Consider the following 21,290-nt stretch of genomic DNA (forward strand, 5'->3'; position numbering starts at 1 on the left):
TTCGACAATGCTGAACACTATCGGTCGTTGCCAACCTTGTCCTAATGCCGGTGCCCTCCGATGACGACTCGTATCGCCATCCGACCGCACTTGCGGCGTGTGTCCCCGACGCCCCGGAGCGGACCGTACCGCCCCCGCGCCCCTGTCCCGTCCCCTGGACGCCCCTCACCCCGGGACCTTGGTCCCGGCTACCCTGGCCGGGTGCGCCGTCCACCGGGAGGGCGCAAAGCCGACAGCCGTCGCACACAGGGAGCTCTTCATGGCCTCGTTGCCGACCCCGCCCGTAGGTACCTCCGCCGACCACGGCGCCCGTATCGCAGCCCTCCGAGAGGCACTCGCCACCCGTGTCGTGGTGGCCGACGGGGCGATGGGGACCATGCTGCAGGCGCAGGACCCGACGCTCGAGGACTTCCAGCAACTGGAGGGCTGCAACGAGATCCTCAACCTCACGCGGCCCGACATCGTGCGCTCCGTGCACGAGGAGTACTTCGCGGTCGGCGTGGACTGCGTCGAGACCAACACCTTCGGCGCCAACGCCACCGCCGCCAGCGAGTACGAGATCGCCGACCGGATCTTCGAGCTCTCCGAGTCCGGCGCGCGGATCGCCCGCGAGGTCGCCGACGAGTTCACCGCGTCCACCGGCCGCCAGCGCTGGGTCCTCGGATCCATCGGCCCCGGTACGAAGCTGCCGACGCTCGGCCACACCACGTACACCTCGATCCGCGACGGCTACCAGCAGAACGCCGAGGGCCTCCTCGCCGGCGGCGCGGACGCCCTGATCGTGGAGACCACGCAGGACCTCCTGCAGACGAAGGCCGGCCTGATCGGCGCCCGCCGCGCGATGGACGCACTCGGCATCGACGTGCCCCTGATCTGCTCCCTCGCCTTCGAGACCACCGGCGTGATGCTCCTCGGCTCCGAGATCGGCGCCGCGCTGACCTCCCTCGAACCGCTCGGCATCGACCTCATCGGCCTCAACTGCTCGACCGGTCCCGCCGAGATGAGCGAGCACCTGCGCTACCTGGCGCGGCATTCGCGTACGCCGCTCATGTGCATGCCGAACGCCGGTCTGCCCATCCTCACGAAGGACGGCGCCTACTTCCCGCTCACTCCGTCGGAGATGGCGGACGCGCAGGAGACCTTCGTCAACGACTTCGGTCTTCAGCTGGTGGGCGGCTGCTGCGGCTCGACGCCCGAGCACCTGCGCCATGTCGTCGAGCGCGTCCAGGAGATGACGCCGCCCGAGCGCAACCCGCAGCCCGAGCCGGGCGCCTCCTCGCTCTACCAGACCGTGCCGTTCCGCCAGGACATCTCGTACATGGCGATCGGTGAGCGGACGAATGCCAACGGTTCGAAGAAGTTCCGCGAGGCGATGCTGGAGGCCCGCTGGGACGACTGTGTGGAGATGGCGCGCGACCAGATCCGCGAGGGCGCGCACATGCTGGACCTGTGCGTGGACTACGTGGGCCGCGACGGCGTCGCCGACATGCACGAACTGGCCGGCCGCTTCGCCACCGCCTCCACCCTGCCGATCGTCCTCGACTCCACCGAAGTCGACGTCATCCAGGCCGGGTTGGAGCACCTGGGCGGCCGCGCGGTCATCAACTCCGTCAACTACGAGGACGGTGACGGGCCGGAGTCCCGCTTCGCGAAGGTCACCCGGCTCGCGCGCGAGCATGGCGCGGCGCTGATCGCGCTGACCATCGACGAGGAGGGCCAGGCCCGCACGGTCGAGCACAAGGTCGCCATCGCCCACCGTCTCATCGAGGACCTGACGGGCAACTACGGGATCCTTGAGTCCGACATCCTCATCGACACGCTGACCTTCACGATCTGTACCGGCCAGGAGGAGTCGCGCAAGGACGGCGTCGCGACGATCGAGGCGATCCGTGAGCTCAAGCGCCGCCACCCGGACGTGCAGACCACGCTGGGCCTGTCGAACATTTCCTTCGGTCTGAACCCGGCCGCCCGTATCCTCCTCAACTCGGTGTTCCTGGACGAGTGTGTGAAGGCGGGCCTCGACTCGGCGATCGTGCACGCGTCGAAGATCCTGCCGATCGCGCGGTTCGACGACGAGCAGGTCAAGGTCGCGCTCGACCTGATCCACGACCGTCGTGAAGAGGGCTACGACCCGCTGCAGAAGCTGATGGAGCTCTTCGAGGGCGCCACCACCAAGTCCTTGAAGGCCGGCAAGGCCGAGGAGCTGGCCGCGCTTCCGCTGGACGAGCGGCTGCAGCGCCGCATCATCGACGGCGAGAAGAACGGCCTGGAAGCCGACCTCGACGAGGCCCTCGCGGACACCCCGGCTCTCGACATCGTCAACAACACCCTGCTCGAAGGCATGAAGGTGGTCGGCGAGCTGTTCGGCTCCGGCCAGATGCAGCTGCCGTTCGTGCTCCAGTCCGCCGAGGTGATGAAGACTGCGGTGGCCTACCTGGAGCCGCACATGGAGAAGTCGGACGCCGAGGGCAAGGGCACGATCGTGCTGGCCACGGTCCGCGGTGACGTCCACGACATCGGCAAGAACCTCGTCGACATCATCCTGTCCAACAACGGCTACAACGTCGTCAACCTCGGCATCAAGCAGCCGGTCTCCGCGATCCTGGACGCCGCCCAGGAGCACAAGGCCGATGTGATCGGCATGTCCGGTCTCCTGGTCAAGTCCACAGTGATCATGAAGGAGAACCTGGAGGAGCTGAACCAGCGCAAGATGGCGGCCGACTATCCCGTCATCCTCGGCGGAGCGGCCCTGACCCGCGCCTACGTGGAGCAGGACCTGCACGAGATCTACGAGGGCGAAGTCCGCTACGCCCGCGACGCGTTCGAGGGCCTGCGTCTGATGGACGCCCTGATCGGCGTCAAGCGCGGTGTGCCGGGCGCGGTCCTTCCCGAGCTCAAGCAGCGCCGGGTCAAGGCAAGCGGAGTCCAGGTCGCCGAGCGCGCCGAGGACGAGCCGCAGGGCCGCTCGGACGTCGCCGTCGACAACCCGGTCCCCACGCCGCCGTTCTGGGGCACCCGGGTGATCAAGGGCATCCAGCTCAAGGAGTACGCGTCATGGCTGGACGAGGGCGCGCTGTTCAAGGGCCAGTGGGGTCTCAAGCAGAACCGCAAGGGCGACGGGCCCACGTACGAGGAGCTCGTCGAGACCGAGGGCCGTCCGCGGCTGCGCGGCTGGCTGGACGAGCTGCACACCAGGAACCTGCTGGAAGCGGCCGTCGTGCACGGCTACTTCCCCTGCGTCTCCAAGGACGAGGACCTGATCATCCTCGACGAGCAGGGCAACGAGCGCACCCGCTTCACCTTCCCGCGCCAGCGCCGCGGCCGCCGGCTGTGCCTCGCTGACTTCTTCCGCCCGGAGGAGTCCGGCGAGGTCGACGTGGTGGGGCTGCAGGTCGTCACGGTCGGTTCGCGGATCGGTGAGGCCACGGCCGAGCTCTTCGAGTCCAACTCCTACCGTGACTACCTCGAACTGCACGGCCTGTCCGTGCAGTTGGCCGAGGCCCTCGCCGAGTACTGGCACGCCCGCGTCCGCTCCGAGCTCGGCTACGCCGGCGAGGACCCGGCCGCGATGGAGGACATGTTCGCCCTGAAGTACCGGGGCGCCCGCTTCTCCCTCGGCTACGGAGCCTGCCCCGACCTGGAGGACCGCGCGAAGATCGCCGAACTGCTCCAGCCCGAGCGGATCGGCGTCCACCTGAGCGAGGAGTTCCAGCTCCACCCCGAGCAGTCCACGGACGCCATCGTCATCCACCACCCGGAGGCGAAGTACTTCAACGCGCGCTAGGGCGTACGGGGTACACCCAGGGCACAAGGGGTACACGGGGACGCGCCCCGAAAAGATCTCCCGCGCGCTTCGCGCATGCGAGACGTACACTGGTCGGTCCAGTGCAGGCCGGTCGCCTTCACCGGCGGGTTCTCCCGCGGGTCCAGGCGACCGGCCTTCTCGTCCCTTACGGAGGTGTTGCCGGATGACCAGTACGGTCCCCGCAGTCGGTACCCGGACGGCGCAGAGCAACCTGCAGGCCGTCCTCCTCGACATGGACGGCACCCTCGTCGACACCGAGGGCTTCTGGTGGGACGCCGAGGTCGAGGTCTTCGCCCAGTTGGGCCACGCGCTCGACGACTCCTGGCGCGACGTCGTCGTGGGCGGACCGATGAGCCGCAGCGCCGGCTTCCTGATCGAGGCCACCGGTGCGGACATCACGCTGCCCGAGCTGACCGTGCTGCTCAACGACGGCTTCGAGGACCGCATCAACCGCACCCTGCCGCTGATGCCCGGCGCGGCCCGCCTCCTGGCCGAACTCGCCGCGCACGAGGTGCCCACGGCCCTCGTGTCCGCCTCGCACCGCCGCATCATCGACCGCGTCCTCGACTCCCTCGGCCGCCACCACTTCGCGCTCACCGTCGCCGGTGACGAGGTGCAGCGCACCAAGCCGCACCCCGACCCGTATCTGCACGCCGCGGCCCGGCTCGGTGTGGACCCCGGGCGCTGCGCCGTCGTCGAGGACACCGCGACCGGGGTCGCCGCAGCCGAGGCCGCGGGCTGCCAGGTCGTCGCGGTCCCCTCGGTGGCACCGATCGCGCCCGCCCCGCGCCGTACCGTCGTCTCCTCGCTGGAGGAAGTCGACCTGCCGTTTCTCCGCGCCCTCGTCGGCCACTGAACCGGGCGCCGAACCGGCCACTGCGCGGGGCCAGCAACAGAGCGGAAGCTCTCCCACCGATTAGCGGCGGCCCGATTACGGGAATGCACCGCACGTTCACCGAGCGTGGCACCGTCAATGCGCGGTAAACACAGCGCATTGACGTGTGCATTTTCCGTCACCCATGGCCGGTAATTCCCGTGTGCCGTAATCGAGTTGAGTACGTGATGTTTATCACGTGTGCGCCCGTCGACAGACGGCCCCGCGTGTGCTGAATGCGACGATCACCCGCTCCGGGCGGTGGCGATGTGTCCCGATTGGTGGACCCTTGCGCGAATCCTTCCACGCTTCGGATTTCGTTGTGTCCGCATCCGCTCCCGCTGTGTGATTACGCCCCAACTCCGGCCCACTGCAACTGACCTGACGCCGCGCACTAATGTCATCGCGAGAACCCTCGGAACACCGTCATAACTTCCTTGCTCCCCGCACTCACCCCTCGGCGAGGATGCAGGGGATCAATCGTTGGAGTACTTCGCGCATGAATCGCAAGACACTGGTGCCGGCGGTCGCCGTCGGCCTGCTCGCCCCTGTTCTGGCCGCCTGTGGTGGCAGCGACGGCGGCGGCGACAGCGACGACGCGATCGTGATCGGCACCACTGACGCATTCGCGACCACCTCCAAGGTCCCCGCGCCGTTCGACCCCGCGTACTCCTACGACGCCGGTTCGTGGAACGTCCTGCGCCAGACCGTGCAGACGCTGGTCATGCTGCCGCGCGGCGGCGGCAGCCCGGAGCCCGAGGCCGCGGAGAGCTGCCGCTTCAGCGACAACATGAACAAGCGCTACGAGTGCACGCTGCGCAGCGGACTGAAGTTCTCCAACGGTGACGACCTCACCGCGAAGGACGTGAAGTTCTCCATCGAGCGCGTGCGCCACCTCGGCGACAAGCTGCCCAAGGACGAGAACTCCGGTGTCGCCGATCTCCTCTCGGGCATCGACACCGTCGAGACCGTCGGCGACGACAAGGTGGTCTTCCACCTGAACGCCTCCGACGCGACCTTCCCGCAGAAGCTGGCCACCCCCGCCGCGGGCATCGTCAACCCCGACTCGTACGAGAAGGGCAAGCTGCGCGCCGGATTCCAGGTCGACGCCTCGGGTCCGTACACCGTCGAGATCGAGACCAAGCAGGTCGACGGCGGCGAGGAAGTCGTCAAGTCGGTCTTCTCCAAGAACCCCAACTACAAGGGTTCGCTGGAGCTGAAGAACGACAAGATCGAAATGCGGAACTTCGCGTCCGCCGGGTCGATGAGCACGGCCCTCAAGGACGGCGACATCGATGTGATGGGCCGCACCATCGAGCCCGAGCAGATCAAGGACTTCACGGAGAAGGACTACGACGGCATCGAGCTCGTCGAGATGCCGGGTCTGGAAATCCGCTATCTCGGATTCGACACCGACGCCCCGGTCACCGAGGAGAAGGCCGTTCGCCAGGCCGTCGCGCAGGTCGTCGACCGCAGCGCGCTCGTCTCCGAGGTCTACGGTCCCAGCGCCCAGGAGCTGTACTCGCTGGTGCCCAGCAGCATCACGGGGCACACCAACTCCTTCTCCAACAAGTACCGCGATCCGAGCAAGGAGAAGGCGGCGGCGCTCCTGAACAAGGCCGGTGTGAAGACCCCGGTCAAGTTCACGCTGAACTACACGACCGACCACTACGGTGCGGTCACCAAGAAGGAGTTCGAGGTCCTGCGCGACCAGCTCAACGAGAGCGGTCTGTTCGACGTCGACATCAAGGGCAAGCCGTGGAAGACGTACCTGCCGGCCGAGCTCGCGGGCAAGTACTCCGCGTACGGCATGGGCTGGTTCCCCGACTTCCCGGACGCCGACAACTTCATCGCGCCGTTCGTCGGCGAGGGCAACTTCCTCAACTCGCCGTACAGCAATGACACGATCATCAACACGCTGATCCCGCAGTCCCGCCAGGAGGCCGACCGGCTCGCCGCCGCCGACTCCCTGAAGCGGATCCAGGACATCGTCGCCGAGGACGTGCCGATCCTCCCGCTGTGGCAGGGCAAGACCTACGTCGCCGCGCGCGACGACATCACCGGCGTCGAGTGGGTGCTCAACTCGTCGTCCAACATGCTGCTCTGGGAGCTCGGGCGCGGCATCGGCGAGTGACGCCGGGCCCGTCCCACCCACGGCCGACCATCGGGCACGCCCGCACGCGGGCGTGCCCAGCACAACCACACCTTCGGGGATCCAGTGAACCTACGTAAGTCCTGGCCTGCACCTCTCGTCGCGGCGGGCCTCGCCGCCGGGCTGCTGACCGGGTGCGGTACGGAGCAGGGCGCCGCCGGCGGCGAGGACGGCGCGATCGTGGTCGGCATGTCCGACGACGTGGCCGCCACCGACCCGGCGTCCGGCTACGACCCGGGCTCCTGGCTGCTGTTCAACAACGTCTTCCAGTCGCTGCTCTCCTTCCCCAAGGGCAGCACCGAGCCGGAGCCCGAGGCCGCGAAGTCCTGCGAGTTCACGGACAGCGTGACCAAGGAGCTCACCTGCAAGCTGCAGGACGGGCTGAAGTTCAGCAACGGCAACGAGCTGACCTCGAAGGACGTCAAGTACTCATTCGACCGGACGATCAAGATCGACGACGAGAACGGCCCCGCGGTCATGTTCAGCTCGCTCGACCGGATCACCACGCCCGACGCCAAGACCGTCGTCTTCCATCTGAAGGTCCCCGACGCGACCTTCCCCAGCAAGATCGCCTCCGGCGCCGGCTCGATCGTGGACCACCGCGAGTACCCCGCCGACAAGCTGCGCGACGACAGCAAGGCCGTCGGCTCCGGCGCCTACACCCTGGAGTCGTACGGCGAGGACCAGGCCGTGTTCAAGGCCAGCGACTCCTACAAGGGCACCGCCGAGCCCAAGAACCCGGGCGTCACCCTCCGCTTCTTCCACGACGACCGCGCGAAGCTGAAGGACGCCATGCTCGCCGGCGACATCGACATCGCGTACCGCGGTCTGTCGGCCGACGACATCGCCGACCTCGAGGCCGGCACCGATGCCGGTCAGAAGGCCGAGGTCGTCGAGGGCACCAGCGCCGAGGTCCAGCACCTGGTCCTCAACATGAAGGACCCGGTCGTCGGCAAGCTCGGCGTCCGCAAGGCGATGGCGTACCTCATCGACCGCGAGAAGCTCGTCACCGAGGTGCACGCGCAGACCGCTTCGGCGCTGTACTCGATCATCCCGGCCGGCATCGAGGGCCACACGACGCCGTTCTTCGACACGTACGGCGGCACCCCGCAGCGCGCCAAGGCGCAGCAGGCGCTGCGCAGCGAGGGCATCACGGGCAAGGTCAAGCTGACGCTGTGGGCGACGCCCGCGCGCTACGGCCCGGCCACCGTCCAGGAGTTCAAGGCCATCGCCAAGCAGCTCAACGACAGCGGTCTGTTCGAGGCCGACGTCAAGTCGGTGCCGTTCGAGCAGTACGAGAAGGACGTCGAGGCCGGCAAGTACGGCGTGTACGTGAAGGGCTGGGTCCCGGACTATCCGGACCCGGAGAACTTCACGCAGCCGTTCTTCGGCAAGGACAACGTCCTGATGAACAACTACACCAACGAGACGATCACCGGCACCATCGTCCCGGGCACGGCCGCGCAGACCGACCGGACCGCGACCCAGGACCAGTTCGCCGAGCTGCAGGACCTCGTCGCCGACGAGCTGCCGATCATCCCGCTGTGGCAGGGCAAGCAGTACGCCGTCGTCGGTGAGGAGATCTCCGGCGTCGAATGGTGCCTCGACTCCTCGACCGTCTTCCGCTTCTGGGAGCTCCAGAAGGGCTGACGGCCCGCACAGGACAGCGAGAAGGGCCGCTCCCGGCTTCCGGGGGCGGCCCTTCTCGTACGTTGCGGGGCTCGGCTGTCCGCGGGGCTCGGCTACTGCGCGCCGGGCCGGACCAGACCGCTCTCGTACGCATAGACCGCGGCCTGCACGCGGTCCCGCAGGCCCAGCTTGGTCAGCACATGGCCGACGTGCGTCTTCACCGTGGTCTCACTGACGAACAGATCGGCGGCGATCTCCGCATTGGAAAGACCGCGCGCCACCAGCTTGAGGACCTCGACCTCGCGCTCGGTCAGCGTGTTCAGCGTGTCCGGGACCGGCTCCTCGCCGGACGGCAGATGGGCGGAGTACTTGTCGAGCAGCCGGCGCGTGATGCTCGGCGCGAGCATCGCCTCGCCTGCTGCGACCACCCGGATCGCCTGCACCAGCTCATGGGCGGGGGCGTCCTTCAGGAGGAAGCCGCTCGCGCCCGCCTTGAGCGCCTCCACCACGTACTCGTCCAGATCGAAGGTGGTCAGCACCAGGACCTTCGCCGGGCCGTCCCGCTCGGGGCCCGTGATCTGCCGGGTCGCCTCGACGCCGTCCATCCGCGGCATCCGGATGTCCATCAGGACCACGTCGGGCTGGAGCGCGCGCACCTGGTCGAGCGCCTGCAGACCGTCCCCGGCCTCGCCGACGACCGCGAGATCCTGCTCGGCCTCCAGGATCATCCGGAACCCGGTGCGCAGCAGAGGCTGGTCGTCGACCAGCAGGACGCGGATCGCCACGGCATATCTCCTTCGCTCGGCGCCGCCCCGACCTTCCGGTAAGGACTAGACCGGCCCCATTGTGCCCTGCGCATCGCCCGCGGGACGCGGCGCCCTGATGTGCAGGGGATACGGCGGGGGAGTGCCCCCGAATTCAGGACAGACCGCCTGGTGGTCGCACCAGCCGCACAGCTTCGTGGGGCGCGGCCGCCACTCACCGGTCTCCGTGGCCTCACGGATCGCCTCCCACAACGCGTGCAGCTTGCGCTCCACACGTTCCAGATCGGCCATGACCGGGTCGTACGTCAGCACATCGCCGCTGCCGAGATAGACGAGCTGCAGCCGCCGCGGGATGACGCCCTTCAGACGCCACACGACGAGCGCGTAGAACTTCATCTGGAAGAGCGCACCGTCCGCGTACTCCGCACGCGGCGCCTTGCCCGTCTTGTAGTCGACGATCCGCACCTCACCGGTGGGCGCGACATCCACGCGGTCGATGATCCCGCGCAGCTTCAGACCCGAATCGAGGCTCGCCTCGACGAACAGCTCCCGCTCGGCCGGCTCCAGGCGCGTGGGGTCCTCCAGCGTGAACCAGCGCTCGACGAGCGCCTCCGCCTCGGTCAGCCACTGCGCGAGCTGCTCGCCGGCGCTCTGCTCGTCGGAATCCTTGAACAGGTCCGACAGCTCGGGCTTGGACTCCCGCAGCCGGTCCCACTGCCCCGGGATCAGGGACTTGGCGCGCGGCGCGGTGCGCTCGGCGGCGGGCGCGTCGAAGAGGCGCTCCAGGACGGCGTGCACCAAGGTGCCGCGGGTGGCGGCGGGGCTCGGCTTCTCGGGCAGCTTGTCGATGACCCGGAAGCGGTAGAGCAGCGGGCACTGCATGAAGTCGCTCGCGCGCGACGGCGAGAGCGACACGGGCGGTGCCGCCTCGCGCCCGCCGGCCTCGGTGCTGTTGTCCATGGAGAAGACCCTACGGCCCGCGACTGACAACGGACGCATACCATCGACGGCAGACCGTGCGGCACTGCATGATCGTGAGAGAGTACGCACGCACAACGCCCCGTCGGCAGACGGCCGTCGAGCCGGCCGGGAGCCCAGGGGACACGGGTGCGGGACGCAGCACGGACGCCGGCCACGGGGCACGACCGACCACGGGCACGACGGGGACTGAAGGGGCGCACAGTGGACGAGAGCGGCACGAGCGGACTGCCGCACACCGGCGGCGGGGACGACGACCCGACGCCGGAACGACCTGTGCCGCGGCCTGCCCGCGAGGACGGCGACACGCCTGCACGCGAGGAAGCGGCCCGCGATGAGGCCGCGCCCGTACGTGACGGGAGTGCCGCGCCCGCAGCAGACGCCGAGGCCGCACTCGTACGCGAAGGGCATGAGGCCCCCGTGGAGCACGAGGCCTCCGCGGAGAAGGACGAGCGCGCCGAGCCCGAAGCGAAGGCTGACTCCGCGCGCGGGAAAGAAGAGGAAGAGGCGAACGCGGCGGACGCGGCTGAAGCCGCCGCACTGCCGAGCCCCGAACGCGCCGCCCCCGTCCGCGCCCTCGCGCACCACGCCGCCGACACCCCGGCCCCCGCGGGCGGTGCGGAGCAGTCCGGTGGCGGCGAGCAGGAGAAGAAGGCGCCCGGCGGCGGGCTCCTGATGGGCCGGATCTTCGGCGTGCCGATCTACGTGGCACCCAGCTGGTTCCTCGTCGCCGCACTGATCACCTGGGTGTTCGGCAACCAGCTCGACCGCGTGCTGCCCGAACTCGGCGGCGCCCGCTACCTGGTCTCCCTCTTCTTCGCCGTAGCCTTCTACGGCTCGGTCCTCGTCCACGAACTCGCGCACACCGTGGCCGCGATCCGCTTCAAGCTCCCGGTGCGCAAGATCCAGCTGCAGTTCTTCGGCGGTGTCTCGGAGATCGAGAAGGAGTCGGAGACCCCGGGCCGCGAGTTCGTGCTCGCCTTCGTCGGACCCCTTCTCTCCCTCGTCCTCGCCGCCGTCTTCTACGGAGGCATGCAGGCCGTCGAGCCCGGCACCGTCCCCGGTGTCCTGATGGCCGGCCTGATGATCTCCAACCTGATCGTGGCCGCCTTCAACCTGCTGCCCGGCCTTCCCCTCGACGGCGGCCGGATGCTGCGCGCCGTCGTCTGGGCGATCACCGGCAAGCCGATGAGCGGGACCGTCGCCGCCGCCTGGGTCGGCCGCGCGCTCGCCGTCTCCGTACTGATCGGCCTGCCGCTGCTCACCCAGTCCGGGGTGCTCGGCGCCGAGGCCACCGACTCCGTCGGCGTGGACACGGTCATGGACGCCCTGCTCGCCGCGATCCTCGCCGCGATCATCTGGACCGGCGCCGGCAACAGCCTGCGCATGGCCCGGCTCCGCGAGCGCCTGCCGGGACTGCGCGCCCGTACGCTCACCCGCCGCGCCGTCCCCGTCGAGTCGGCCACGCCGCTCTCGGAGGCCCTGCGCCGTGCCAACGAGGCGGGCGCCCGCGCGCTCGTCGTGGTCGACGGGCAGGGCGACCCGGTCGCCGTCGTCCGCGAAGCGGCCATCGTCGGCGTCCCCGAGCACCGCCGCCCCTGGGTCGCCGTCAGCGGTCTCGCCCAGGACCTCACGGACGGCATGAAGGTTTCCGCGGAGCTCTCCGGCGAGGAACTCCTCGACACCCTGCGGGCCACCCCGGCCACCGAGTACCTCGTCGTCGAGGACACCGGACAGATCTTCGGAGTCCTGTCCACCTCGGACGTCGAGCGGGCCTTCGTGAAGGCGATGGACCGCTCCGGCTGAGCGCCGCAGGAGGCCGCGGGCGGTGGCGAGCGGGCCCCGCCGCGGCCGGTAGGCTGTTCACATGTCCGAACCGACCGGTGCCGCCCGCCGACGCGGGCCCTTCAAGGTCGGGGACCAGGTACAGCTGACCGACCCCAAGGGCCGCCACTACACGTTCACGCTCGAAGAGGGAAAGAACTTCCACACCCACAAGGGTTCCTTCCCGCACGACGAGCTGATCGGCGCTCCCGAGGGCAGCGTTGTCCGCACCACTGGCAACGTGGCCTACCTCGCGCTGCGCCCCCTGCTCCCCGACTATGTCCTGTCCATGCCCCGCGGCGCCGCCGTGGTCTACCCCAAGGACGCGGGGCAGATCCTGGCCTTCGCCGACATCTTCCCCGGCGCACGCGTCGTGGAGGCGGGCGTGGGCTCCGGCTCCCTCAGCAGCTTCCTGCTGCGCGCCATCGGCGACGAGGGCATGCTGCACTCGTACGAGCGCCGCGAGGACTTCGCCGAGATCGCCAAGGGCAATGTGGAGCGCTACTTCGGCGGCCCGCACCCCGCCTGGCAGCTCACGGTCGGCGACCTCCAGGACAACCTGTCCGACACCGACGTCGACCGCGTCATCCTCGACATGCTCGCCCCGTGGGAATGCCTCGACGTCGTCAAGAAGGCGCTCGTCCCCGGCGGCATCCTCTGCTGCTACGTGGCCACCACCACGCAGCTCGCCCGCACCGTCGAATCCATCCGCGAGATCGGCTGCTTCAACGAGCCGACTTCCTGGGAGACGATGATCCGCAACTGGCACGTGGAGGGCCTCGCCGTCCGCCCCGACCACCGGATGATCGGCCACACCGGCTTCCTGCTCACCGCCCGCCGCCTCGCGGACGGCGTCGAGCCGCCCATGCGCCGCCGCCGCCCCGCCAAGGGCGCCTACGGTGAGGACTACGACGGTCCGAACGCCGAGGGCGGTGCCCGCGGCCGCTGAGCCGCACCGTCACCGGCCCACGCAAGGCCCAACGCAACGGCGCCGCCGCCGAGTTCCCGTCAAGGAAACGGAACTCGGGGGCGGCGCCGACGTATTGACCGAGCCTTTACGCGGAGACGGCGCACCCCGGCGTTCCGCAGCTCTGTGAGGTGTGACACCATGCCGGACACCCCCACCGGCACAGCCCTCACAGGAGACACTCCTAGTGCAGCACTCCGCCGTTCCGGAGCTCGCCCACACGACCACCCGACCCATGCACTGGCTCGCCACCGCCGCGGCGCTCGCCGCGGTCGTCGCCGGGTCCTCGTTCGTCCAGCCCGACGACGCCACCGCCGCGCAGCCAGGACCGCCGCCCGTGACCGCCCAGGCGGCCCCCGACCCCGCCGCGGCGCACATCCCGATGGACTGCGCGGGCGAGGCGCCCCGGATCCAGAAGCGGGCCTCCGGCGACCTCGACGGCGACGGCAGACCCGAGACGGTCGCCGTGGCCCGCTGCGCGGCCGGCTCCGGCACCCCGCCGAGCGGCGTCTACGTGATCCACGCGCCCGACGGCGGCAAGCCCCGAGTGGTCGCGACGCTGGTCGACCCGAAGGACCGGATGAGCGTCACGGACTTCGCGGTCACCAACGGTGTCGTCACGGCCACGCTCCTCGGCTACTCGTCCGACGCGGTGGCGCGCTGCTGCCCCGACGTGACCGAGAAGGCCAAGTGGCGCTGGGAGGGCAGCACGTTCGTCCGCTCCGAGCAGAGCGCCGCGGTCGGCGTCTGACGCCACCCCCGCAAAACGGCCGAAAATGAAGGCCCGCACCGCCGATATCCGGCGGATGCGGGCCTTTTCGTCACGCTCAGAAGCCTCGCGGCTACTCCGCGTCCGGTCCGTAGACCTCGACCTTGTCCGAAATGCGCCGTACATGAATGCAGTCGCCCGGACACTCCTTCGCGGAGTCGGCGACATCACGGATCAGAGGCAACGGCACACGCGTTGTGGCGCCGGGTGACTGCAGCAGCTCGTCCTCGCCGTCCTTCACATACGCGAGCCCGTCGATGTCGAGCTCGAAGACCTCGGGCGCGTACTGCGCACAGATGCCGTCGCCGGTGCAGAGGTCCTGGTCGATCCAGACCTCGAGCTCCTCTCCGCCGTCGGTGGAGGGGGCCTCGTGCGTCACGGTCATGTCTCCTGCCATTTCCCTTGTCGAGCGGCCCAACACGGTGCAAGTCAGGCCAGGCCTGACGGGTGTTGAACGTTTCGACGATACAACCGCTCGCTTTTCGATGTTGTTCGGTGGGTATTTACCTGGCGCAAGGGAGAACGCAAGGGTGAAGATCAGACACACCCCGGACGTCTTTGTGATCTAGGGGTTTCAATCAGTACCTGCCCAGGTAGGGTCAGGAAGCGTCCAGCTCCCCCTGGAGGAGGTGAGGACCGTGGCAGCCCACGACGACGACATGAACCGCGGCATCCGCCCGGCTCGCGGGTCCGATGACCCGGCCGGTCAGATTGCCTATCTCGAGCAGGAGATCGCCGTCCTGCGCCGCAAGCTCGCCGACTCTCCGCGTCATACGAGGATTCTCGAAGAGCGGATCGTCGAGCTGCAGACCAGTCTGGCCGGAGTCTCCGCACAGAACGAACGGCTCGCGAACACCCTCCGTGAGGCCCGCGACCAGATCGTGGCCCTCAAAGAAGAAGTCGACCGGCTCGCACAGCCACCGGCCGGCTTCGGAGTCTTCCTCAGCGCCAACGAGGACGGCACGGCGGACATCTTCACCGGCGGCCGCAAGCTGCGGGTGAACGTGAGCCCGAGCGTGGATCTGGACGATCTGCGCCGCGGCCAGGAACTGATGCTCAACGAAGCGCTCAACGTGGTCGAGGCCATGGAATTCGAGAGCGTCGGCGACATCGTCACCCTCAAGGAGATCCTCGAGGACGGCGAGCGCGCCCTCGTGCAGGGCCACACCGACGAAGAGCGCGTGGTCCGCCTCGCCGAGCCCCTGCTCGACCAGGTGATCCGCCCCGGCGACGCCCTCCTGCTCGAACCACGCTCCGGATACGTCTACGAAGTCGTGCCCAAGAGCGAGGTCGAGGAACTCGTCCTCGAAGAGGTCCCGGACATCGGCTACGAGCAGATCGGCGGCCTGGGCAACCAGATCGAAATGATCCGCGACGCGGTCGAGCTCCCCTACCTCTACCCGGACCTGTTCCGCGAGCACGAACTGCGCCCGCCCAAGGGCGTCCTGCTCTACGGCCCGCCCGGCTGCGGGAAGACCCTCATCGCCAAGGCAGTCGCCAACTCCCTTGCCAAGAAGGTCGCCGAAGTCACCGGACAAGCCCAGGGCAAATCCTTCTTCCTCAACATCAAGGGCCCCGAGCTCCTCAACAAGTACGTCGGCGAGACCGAGCGGCAGATCCGCCTCGTCTTCCAGCGTGCACGCGAGAAGGCCAGCGAAGGCACCCCCGTCATCGTCTTCTTCGACGAGATGGAGTCCCTGTTCCGCACCCGCGGATCCGGCGTCAGCTCGGACGTGGAGAACACCATCGTCCCCCAGCTCCTCGCCGAGATCGACGGCGTGGAAGGCCTGGAGAACGTGGTCGTGATCGGCGCCTCCAACCGCGAGGACATGATCGACCCCGCCATCCTCCGCCCCGGCCGACTCGACGTGAAGATCAAGATCGAGCGTCCCGACGCGCAGGCCGCCAAGGACATCTTCGGCAAGTACCTGACCGAGCGGCTCCCCCTGCACGCCGACGACCTCGGCGAACACGGCGGCGACAAGGGCAGCACAGTCCAGGGAATGATCCAGACCGCCGTCGAGCAGATGTACGCGGAATCCGAGGAGAACCGCTTCCTCGAAGTCACGTACGCCAACGGCGACAAGGAAGTCCTCTACTTCAAGGACTTCAACTCCGGCGCCATGATCGAAAACATCGTCGGCCGCGCCAAGAAGATGGCGATCAAGGACTTCCTCGACGCCAACCAGAAGGGCCTCCGCGTCTCCCACCTCCTCCAGGCCTGCGTGGACGAGTTCAAGGAGAACGAGGACCTCCCCAACACCACCAACCCCGACGACTGGGCCCGCATCTCCGGCAAGAAGGGCGAACGGATCGTCTACATCCGTACGCTCGTCACCGGAAAGCAGGGCGCGGACACCGGACGCTCCATCGACACGGTGGCCAACACCGGTCAGTACCTGTAAAAAGCAGGGCGGCTGCGGGTGCCCGAATCCGGGTACCCGCAGCCGACTGCTTTCCAGGCCACCGCCAACTCACCTTCGCAGCACAGGCAATGACGCAATTGATCTCCCCACCAGCGCAAAGCCGCTCTAGGCTCTTCGGTACCGCCGAGTCGCGCAGTGCGGGGACGGGCACCGCACACGCACCGGAAGACAAGCGGTACTTGAGCGCCGCGCCCACAAGGGAGCGCCGCCGGGCAAGGAGGGCCGCATGACCGTACGGCGAGTAATGGGCATCGAGACCGAGTACGGCATCTCCGTGCCCGGACACCCCAACGCCAATGCCATGCTCACCTCGTCCCAGATCGTCAACGCCTACGCGGCGGCGATGCACCGGGCGCGCCGCGCCCGCTGGGACTTCGAGGAGGAGAACCCGCTGCGCGACGCGCGAGGCTTCGACCTCGCCCGGGAAGCCGCCGACTCCAGCCAGCTCACCGACGAGGACATCGGCCTCGCCAACGTCATCCTCACCAACGGCGCACGCCTCTACGTCGACCACGCACACCCCGAGTACAGCGCCCCGGAGGTCACCAACCCCCGCGACGCCGTCCTCTGGGACAAGGCCGGCGAACGCATCATGGCCGAAGCCGCCGAACGCGCCGCCAACCTGCCCGGCGCCCAGCCCATTCACCTCTACAAGAACAACACCGACAACAAAGGCGCGTCCTACGGCACACACGAGAACTACCTGATGAAGCGGGAAACCCCCTTCTCGGACATCGTGCGCCACCTCACGCCGTTCTTCGTCTCCCGCCAAGTCGTCACCGGCGCCGGCCGCGTCGGCATCGGCCAGGACGGCCACGAACACGGCTTCCAGATCAGCCAGCGCGCCGACTACTTCGAAGTCGAAGTCGGCCTCGAAACCACCCTCAAGCGCCCCATCATCAACACCCGCGACGAGCCACACGCCGACGCCGAGAAATACCGCCGCCTCCACGTCATCATCGGCGACGCCAACCTCTCCGAGATCTCCACCTACCTGAAGCTGGGCACCACCGCCCTCGTCCTCTCCATGATCGAGGACAACTTCATCGCCGTGGACCTCGCCGTCGACCAGCCCGTCCGCACCCTCCACCAGGTCTCCCACGACCCCACCCTGAAGCGCCTCGTCACGCTGCGCAGCGGGCGCACCCTGACCGCCGTACAGCTGCAGATGGAGTACTTCGAGCTCGCCCGCAAGTACGTCGAGGAGCGCTTCGGGGCGGACGCGGACGAGCAGACCAAGGACGTCCTCGTGCGCTGGGAGGACACCCTCAACCGGCTCGAGAACGACCCGATGAGCCTCTCCGGCGAGCTCGACTGGATCGCCAAGCGCGAGCTGATGGAGGGCTACCGGCGCCGTGACAGCCTCGACTGGGACGCGGCGCGCCTGCACCTCGTGGACCTCCAGTACGCCGACGTACGGCCCGAGAAGGGCCTCTACAACCGCCTCGTGGCACGCGGCAAGATGAAGCGGCTGCTCGACGAGGCCGATGTGGAGCGCGCCGAGACCAAGCCCCCGGAGGACACCCGGGCGTACTTCCGCGGCCGCTGCCTGGAGCAGTACGCCGACGACGTCGCCGCGGCCTCCTGGGACTCCGTCATCTTCGACCTGCCCGGCCGTGATTCCCTGCAGCGCGTCCCAACCCTGGAACCGCTACGCGGAACGCGTAATCACGTCAAGGAGCTCCTGGACAGGTGCAGGACCGCGGAAGACCTGGTGCGGGTGCTTTCGGGCGGCTGAACATGCCTCTTGTGGGAATCACAGGGGTAGGTCTCGCACGTTGAAGTAACTGCGGGGCCGATGTCGGACCCTCGGCGTAGGGTCTGATCAAGAACGGCGAACGTCGACACCGAGCGGGGTGAGGGACATGGCGACCAAGGACACCGGCGGCGGACAGCAGAAGGCCACGCGTTCCACCGAGGAGACCGAGGAGCAGGTGCAGGATGCACAGGGCTCCGAGGATCTGGCGGAGCGCCAGGAGAAGCTGAGCGAGGATGTCGACTCGGTTCTGGACGAGATTGACGATGTCCTCGAGGAGAATGCAGAGGACTTCGTGCGGTCCTTCGTTCAAAAGGGCGGCCAGTAGGTCGATCTACCTTCGCATCGAAGGCGGGTGGGCGGGCTGAGGGAGCTGAACGGCAGGCAGGCACGCGGCGCGACGGTGCTCGTCCGCGTGCCTGCTCCGCTCCCGGAGCAGCGCTCCGACCGAGCCGGCCACTCATGTGGATCATTGCCACCGGACGGGTAGGGTCCGAGGCGTACTCTGCTTCAACTGCAATTCGGCCATCGGCAAGTTGGGGGATGATCCCGACGCATCGAGTCGGGCCATCGCATATCTGGGAGGAAACTCGTGGAAGCCAATCCTCGTAGCAACGGGCGTCTACCAGCTGCCTTCCTGACGCCCGGTTCCTCGTCCTTCGTGGACTTCCTCGGCGAGCACCAGCCGGAGATGCTCCCGGGCAACCGGCAGCTGCCGGCCGTGCAGGGCGCCTTCGAAGCGCCGCACGGCACGACCATCGTGGCCGTGACGTTCCCCGGCGGCGTCGTGCTCGCCGGTGACCGGCGGGCCACGATGGGCAACATGATCGCTTCGCGCGACATGGAGAAGGTCTTCCCCGCGGACGAGTACTCGGCTGTCGGTATCGCCGGCACCGCCGGTCTCGCCGTGGAGATGGTGAAGTTGTTCCAGCTGGAGCTGGAGCACTTTGAGAAGGTCGAGGGCGCGCAGCTCTCGCTCGAAGGCAAGGCCAATCGTCTGTCGACGATGATCCGCTCGAATCTGGGCATGGCGATGCAGGGCCTGGCGGTTGTGCCGCTGTTCGCGGGGTTCGACCTGGGCCGTGAGCGTGGCCGGATCTTCTCGTACGACGTGACGGGTGGCCGTACCGAGGAGCAGGGGTACGCGGCCACCGGCTCGGGTTCGATTTTCGCCAAGGGTGCGCTGAAGAAGCTCTTCCATGAGGAGTTGAGCGAGCAGGAGGCCACGACGCTGGTCGTCCAGGCGTTGTATGACGCCGCGGACGACGACTCGGCGACGGGTGGTCCGGACGTTGCCCGTCGGATCTTCCCGATCGTCACCGTGATCACCGATGAGGGCTTCCGCAGGCTCACGGACGAGGAGTCCTCGACGATCGCGCGTTCGGTCGTCGAGCGCCGCCTCGCGCAGCCCGACGGCCCGCGGGCCGCGCTGCTCTGAGAGCGGGTGGACCGGAATGCACTTGTCACTGACAGAAAGGGACGGATAACCGGTGTCGACGCCGTTCTATGTCTCACCTCAGCAGGCCATGGCCGACCGGGCGGAGTACGCCCGTAAGGGCATCGCCCGTGGACGCAGCCTTGTGGTGATGCAGTACGCCGACGGGATTGTGTTCGTCGGGGAGAATCCGTCCCGCGCGCTGCACAAGTTCAGCGAGATCTATGACCGGATCGGTTTTGCCGCGGCCGGTAAGTACAACGAGTACGAGAACTTGCGTATCGGTGGCGTCCGTTATGCGGATCTGCGTGGCTATACCTATGACCGTGACGATGTGACGGCGCGTGGGCTTGCGAACGTGTATGCGCAGACGCTCGGTACGATTTTCTCGAGTGCCGCGGAGAAGCCTTACGAAGTGGAGCTGGTCGTCGCCGAGGTGGGCCATGAGCCCGAGGGCGATCAGATCTACCGGCTGCCGCATGATGGTTCGATCGTGGACGAGCATGGCTCGGTCGCGGTGGGCGGCAATGCGGAGCAGATCAGTACCTTCCTCGATCAGCGTCACCAGGACGGTATGTCCTTGGCGGAGGCGTTGAAGCTGGCGGTGCAGGCGTTGTCGCGTGAGGCGAACGGGAGTGAGCGGGAGATTCCCGCGGAGCGCCTGGAGGTCGCGATTCTGGACCGTACGCGGCAGCAGCAGCGGAAGTTCAAGCGGATCGTGGGCCGTCAGTTGTCGCGTCTCCTGGAAGCGGACAATGCGGCGATCGCCAAGACGGACGATCCCTCGGATGAGGAGGAAGGCGAGTCCTGAGCCCGCCTGACGGTTGTCACGAGCCCGCCCCTGTCGCCGGTTGAACCGGTGGCGGGGGCGGGCTCGTTCTATGCGGCGGGCGGCGCGGTGGAGTCCCGTACGACCAACTCGACCGGCAGGGCGTCGTTTTCGGGCTCCTTGCCCTCCAGTACGTGCAGCAGGGCCTGCATGCCGCGTTCGCCGACCTGTTCGGCGGGTAGCCGGATCGTGGTGAGTTCGGGGTCGACGGCGGTGGACAGGGCGAGGTCGTCGAAGCCGGCGACCGAGATGTCCTCGGGGATGCGCAGGCCCAGGCGGCGTACGCCTTTGCAGGCGCCGGCGGCGATGATGTCGTCGTCGCAGATGACGGCGGTGGGGCGCGGTCCGGGGCCGGTGAGGGCGCGCTCGGCGGCGGCGCGGGCGCCGTGGACGGACAGCGGGGCCGGTTCGGTGTGCAGGGTGGCGTCGGGGGCGCTGCGCAGGGCCTGGGCGATGGCGTCGGCGCGTACCGAGAAGGTCCAGGAGTCGACGGCGGCGGCCAGGTGCAGGAAGCGGCGGTGGCCGAGTTCCAGGAGGTGTGTGGTCATCTGGCGCATGCCGTCGGCGAGGTCGACGTTGACGTGGGCGGCTGCGGCGGGGTCGGCGGGGTCGCTGTCGAGCATGACGAGGGGCAGGTCGGCGCCGCCGCGGATGTCGGCGAGTGCGCCGGCGGCCATGGATGAGGCGATGACGCCGTCGAGGGCGGAGCGGGCGGAGGCGAAGGGGTCCTTGGCGGGTCCGATGCCGTCAGGGGATGGGTAGAGGACGACGCCGAAGTCGTGGGCGGCGGCGATGCGGGCGGCGCCGGTGTAGACGCGGGCGAAGAAGTCGTTGGTGAGGGCGGGGACGACGAGGAGCGCGGTGCGGGTGGAGCCGAGGCGGAGGTTGCGGGCGGCGAGGTTGGGGCGGTAGCCGAGGTCGCGGGCGGCTTCCCGTACGCGTTCGGCGGTGGTCTCGGAGACGCGGCCGCGCCATTTGTCGCCCAGGACGAGGGAGACGGCGGCCTGGGAGACCCCGGCGGTGCGGGCCACGTCCTTGCTCGTGGGCCGGGCCACGGCGGCTCCTTGCTGCGAGGGATCGGG

At 68.5% G+C, this 21,290-nt stretch carries 17 protein-coding genes; 13 read left to right on the forward strand and 4 right to left on the reverse strand.

Going from position 1 to position 21,290, the window contains the following annotated elements:
• The first annotated feature begins 259 nt into the window (after positions 1 to 259).
• The 4 genes from metH to ACIBI4_RS11170 all read left to right on the forward strand — a co-directional run bounded on the left by metH (position 260) and on the right by ACIBI4_RS11170 (position 8,481).
• Positions 260 to 3,784, forward strand: coding sequence for a methionine synthase (gene metH, locus ACIBI4_RS11155; protein ID WP_399203431.1), 3,525 nt, complete (start codon positions 260 to 262; stop codon positions 3,782 to 3,784).
• Between the two features lie 184 nt (positions 3,785 to 3,968).
• Positions 3,969 to 4,661, forward strand: coding sequence for an HAD-IA family hydrolase (locus tag ACIBI4_RS11160; RefSeq protein ID WP_399203432.1), 693 nt, complete (start codon positions 3,969 to 3,971; stop codon positions 4,659 to 4,661).
• Positions 4,662 to 5,178: 517 nt separating this feature from the next.
• The gene (locus ACIBI4_RS11165; RefSeq protein WP_399203433.1) at positions 5,179 to 6,813 is read left to right on the forward strand and encodes an ABC transporter substrate-binding protein; all 1,635 of its coding nucleotides are present in this window, start codon (positions 5,179 to 5,181) and stop codon (positions 6,811 to 6,813) included.
• A gap of 84 nt (positions 6,814 to 6,897) precedes the next feature.
• Positions 6,898 to 8,481, forward strand: a complete 1,584-nt coding sequence (locus ACIBI4_RS11170) for an ABC transporter substrate-binding protein (RefSeq protein ID WP_399203434.1) — start codon at positions 6,898 to 6,900, stop codon at positions 8,479 to 8,481.
• A gap of 92 nt (positions 8,482 to 8,573) precedes the next feature.
• Here ACIBI4_RS11170 and ACIBI4_RS11175 read toward each other — a convergent pair whose 3' ends face one another.
• A complete protein-coding gene (locus ACIBI4_RS11175; protein ID WP_399203435.1) occupies positions 8,574 to 9,245 on the reverse strand; it encodes a response regulator in 672 nt (223 codons plus the stop codon).
• Between the two features lie 45 nt (positions 9,246 to 9,290).
• On the reverse strand, positions 9,291 to 10,184 hold the full coding sequence (locus ACIBI4_RS11180) for a RecB family exonuclease (RefSeq protein ID WP_399203436.1): 894 nt from the start codon (positions 10,182 to 10,184) through the stop codon (positions 9,291 to 9,293).
• Positions 10,185 to 10,406: 222 nt separating this feature from the next.
• Here ACIBI4_RS11180 and ACIBI4_RS11185 point away from each other — a divergent pair, with 222 nt between their 5' ends.
• The 3 genes from ACIBI4_RS11185 to ACIBI4_RS11195 all read left to right on the forward strand — a co-directional run bounded on the left by ACIBI4_RS11185 (position 10,407) and on the right by ACIBI4_RS11195 (position 13,744).
• Positions 10,407 to 12,008 carry a site-2 protease family protein gene (locus ACIBI4_RS11185; protein WP_399203437.1) on the forward strand — a complete coding sequence of 534 codons (1,602 nt, stop codon included), beginning with the start codon at positions 10,407 to 10,409 and terminating at the stop codon, positions 12,006 to 12,008.
• Positions 12,009 to 12,069: 61 nt separating this feature from the next.
• The gene (locus ACIBI4_RS11190) at positions 12,070 to 12,975 is read left to right on the forward strand and encodes a tRNA (adenine-N1)-methyltransferase (protein WP_399203438.1); all 906 of its coding nucleotides are present in this window, start codon (positions 12,070 to 12,072) and stop codon (positions 12,973 to 12,975) included.
• A 205-nt stretch (positions 12,976 to 13,180) separates the two neighbouring features.
• Entirely contained in the window at positions 13,181 to 13,744 is a 564-nt protein-coding gene (locus ACIBI4_RS11195) for a hypothetical protein (RefSeq protein ID WP_399203439.1), read from the forward strand.
• A 91-nt stretch (positions 13,745 to 13,835) separates the two neighbouring features.
• Here ACIBI4_RS11195 and ACIBI4_RS11200 read toward each other — a convergent pair whose 3' ends face one another.
• Positions 13,836 to 14,147 (reverse strand): ferredoxin, encoded by a 312-nt coding sequence (locus ACIBI4_RS11200; protein WP_399203440.1) that lies wholly within the window; start codon positions 14,145 to 14,147, stop codon positions 13,836 to 13,838.
• A 253-nt stretch (positions 14,148 to 14,400) separates the two neighbouring features.
• Between ACIBI4_RS11200 and arc the strand changes: the two genes are divergently transcribed.
• The 6 genes from arc to prcA all read left to right on the forward strand — a co-directional run bounded on the left by arc (position 14,401) and on the right by prcA (position 20,190).
• Positions 14,401 to 16,167 (forward strand): proteasome ATPase, encoded by a 1,767-nt coding sequence (gene arc, locus ACIBI4_RS11205; RefSeq protein ID WP_399203441.1) that lies wholly within the window; start codon positions 14,401 to 14,403, stop codon positions 16,165 to 16,167.
• A gap of 247 nt (positions 16,168 to 16,414) precedes the next feature.
• Complete coding sequence (gene dop / locus ACIBI4_RS11210) at positions 16,415 to 17,926, forward strand: depupylase/deamidase Dop (protein WP_399203442.1); 1,512 nt, start codon at positions 16,415 to 16,417, stop codon at positions 17,924 to 17,926.
• A 127-nt stretch (positions 17,927 to 18,053) separates the two neighbouring features.
• Positions 18,054 to 18,272, forward strand: coding sequence for a ubiquitin-like protein Pup (locus ACIBI4_RS11215; RefSeq protein ID WP_093608684.1), 219 nt, complete (start codon positions 18,054 to 18,056; stop codon positions 18,270 to 18,272).
• 91 nt (positions 18,273 to 18,363) lie between these two features.
• Positions 18,364 to 18,585: an endonuclease VII domain-containing protein gene (locus ACIBI4_RS11220; protein ID WP_399203774.1), complete on the forward strand. Its 222-nt coding sequence runs from the start codon at positions 18,364 to 18,366 to the stop codon at positions 18,583 to 18,585.
• Positions 18,537 to 19,382, forward strand: a complete 846-nt coding sequence (gene prcB, locus ACIBI4_RS11225) for a proteasome subunit beta (protein WP_399203443.1) — start codon at positions 18,537 to 18,539, stop codon at positions 19,380 to 19,382. The genes ACIBI4_RS11220 and prcB overlap by 49 nt, the downstream gene beginning before the upstream one ends.
• A 52-nt stretch (positions 19,383 to 19,434) precedes the next feature.
• Positions 19,435 to 20,190, forward strand: coding sequence for a proteasome subunit alpha (gene prcA / locus ACIBI4_RS11230; RefSeq protein ID WP_399203444.1), 756 nt, complete (start codon positions 19,435 to 19,437; stop codon positions 20,188 to 20,190).
• A 68-nt stretch (positions 20,191 to 20,258) separates the two neighbouring features.
• On the opposite strand, the gene ACIBI4_RS11235 is transcribed toward prcA, so the two are convergent.
• On the reverse strand, positions 20,259 to 21,263 hold the full coding sequence (locus ACIBI4_RS11235; protein WP_399203445.1) for a LacI family DNA-binding transcriptional regulator: 1,005 nt from the start codon (positions 21,261 to 21,263) through the stop codon (positions 20,259 to 20,261).
• Positions 21,264 to 21,290: the final 27 nt, after the last annotated feature.

The sequence above is a fragment of the Streptomyces sp. NPDC050418 genome (assembly GCF_044458745.1).
Lineage (GTDB): Bacteria > Actinomycetota > Actinomycetes > Streptomycetales > Streptomycetaceae > Streptomyces.

Coding starts and splice junctions, on each gene's coding strand:
- metH (WP_399203431.1), top strand. CDS start 260: ATGGCCTCGTTGCCGACCCCGCCCGTAGGTACCTCCGCCGACCACGGC.
- ACIBI4_RS11160 (WP_399203432.1), top strand. CDS start 3,969: ATGACCAGTACGGTCCCCGCAGTCGGTACCCGGACGGCGCAGAGCAAC.
- ACIBI4_RS11165 (WP_399203433.1), top strand. CDS start 5,179: ATGAATCGCAAGACACTGGTGCCGGCGGTCGCCGTCGGCCTGCTCGCC.
- ACIBI4_RS11180 (WP_399203436.1), bottom strand. CDS start 10,184: ATGGACAACAGCACCGAGGCCGGCGGGCGCGAGGCGGCACCGCCCGTG.
- ACIBI4_RS11190 (WP_399203438.1), top strand. CDS start 12,070: ATGTCCGAACCGACCGGTGCCGCCCGCCGACGCGGGCCCTTCAAGGTC.
- ACIBI4_RS11200 (WP_399203440.1), bottom strand. CDS start 14,147: ATGACCGTGACGCACGAGGCCCCCTCCACCGACGGCGGAGAGGAGCTC.
- dop (WP_399203442.1), top strand. CDS start 16,415: ATGACCGTACGGCGAGTAATGGGCATCGAGACCGAGTACGGCATCTCC.
- ACIBI4_RS11215 (WP_093608684.1), top strand. CDS start 18,054: ATGGCGACCAAGGACACCGGCGGCGGACAGCAGAAGGCCACGCGTTCC.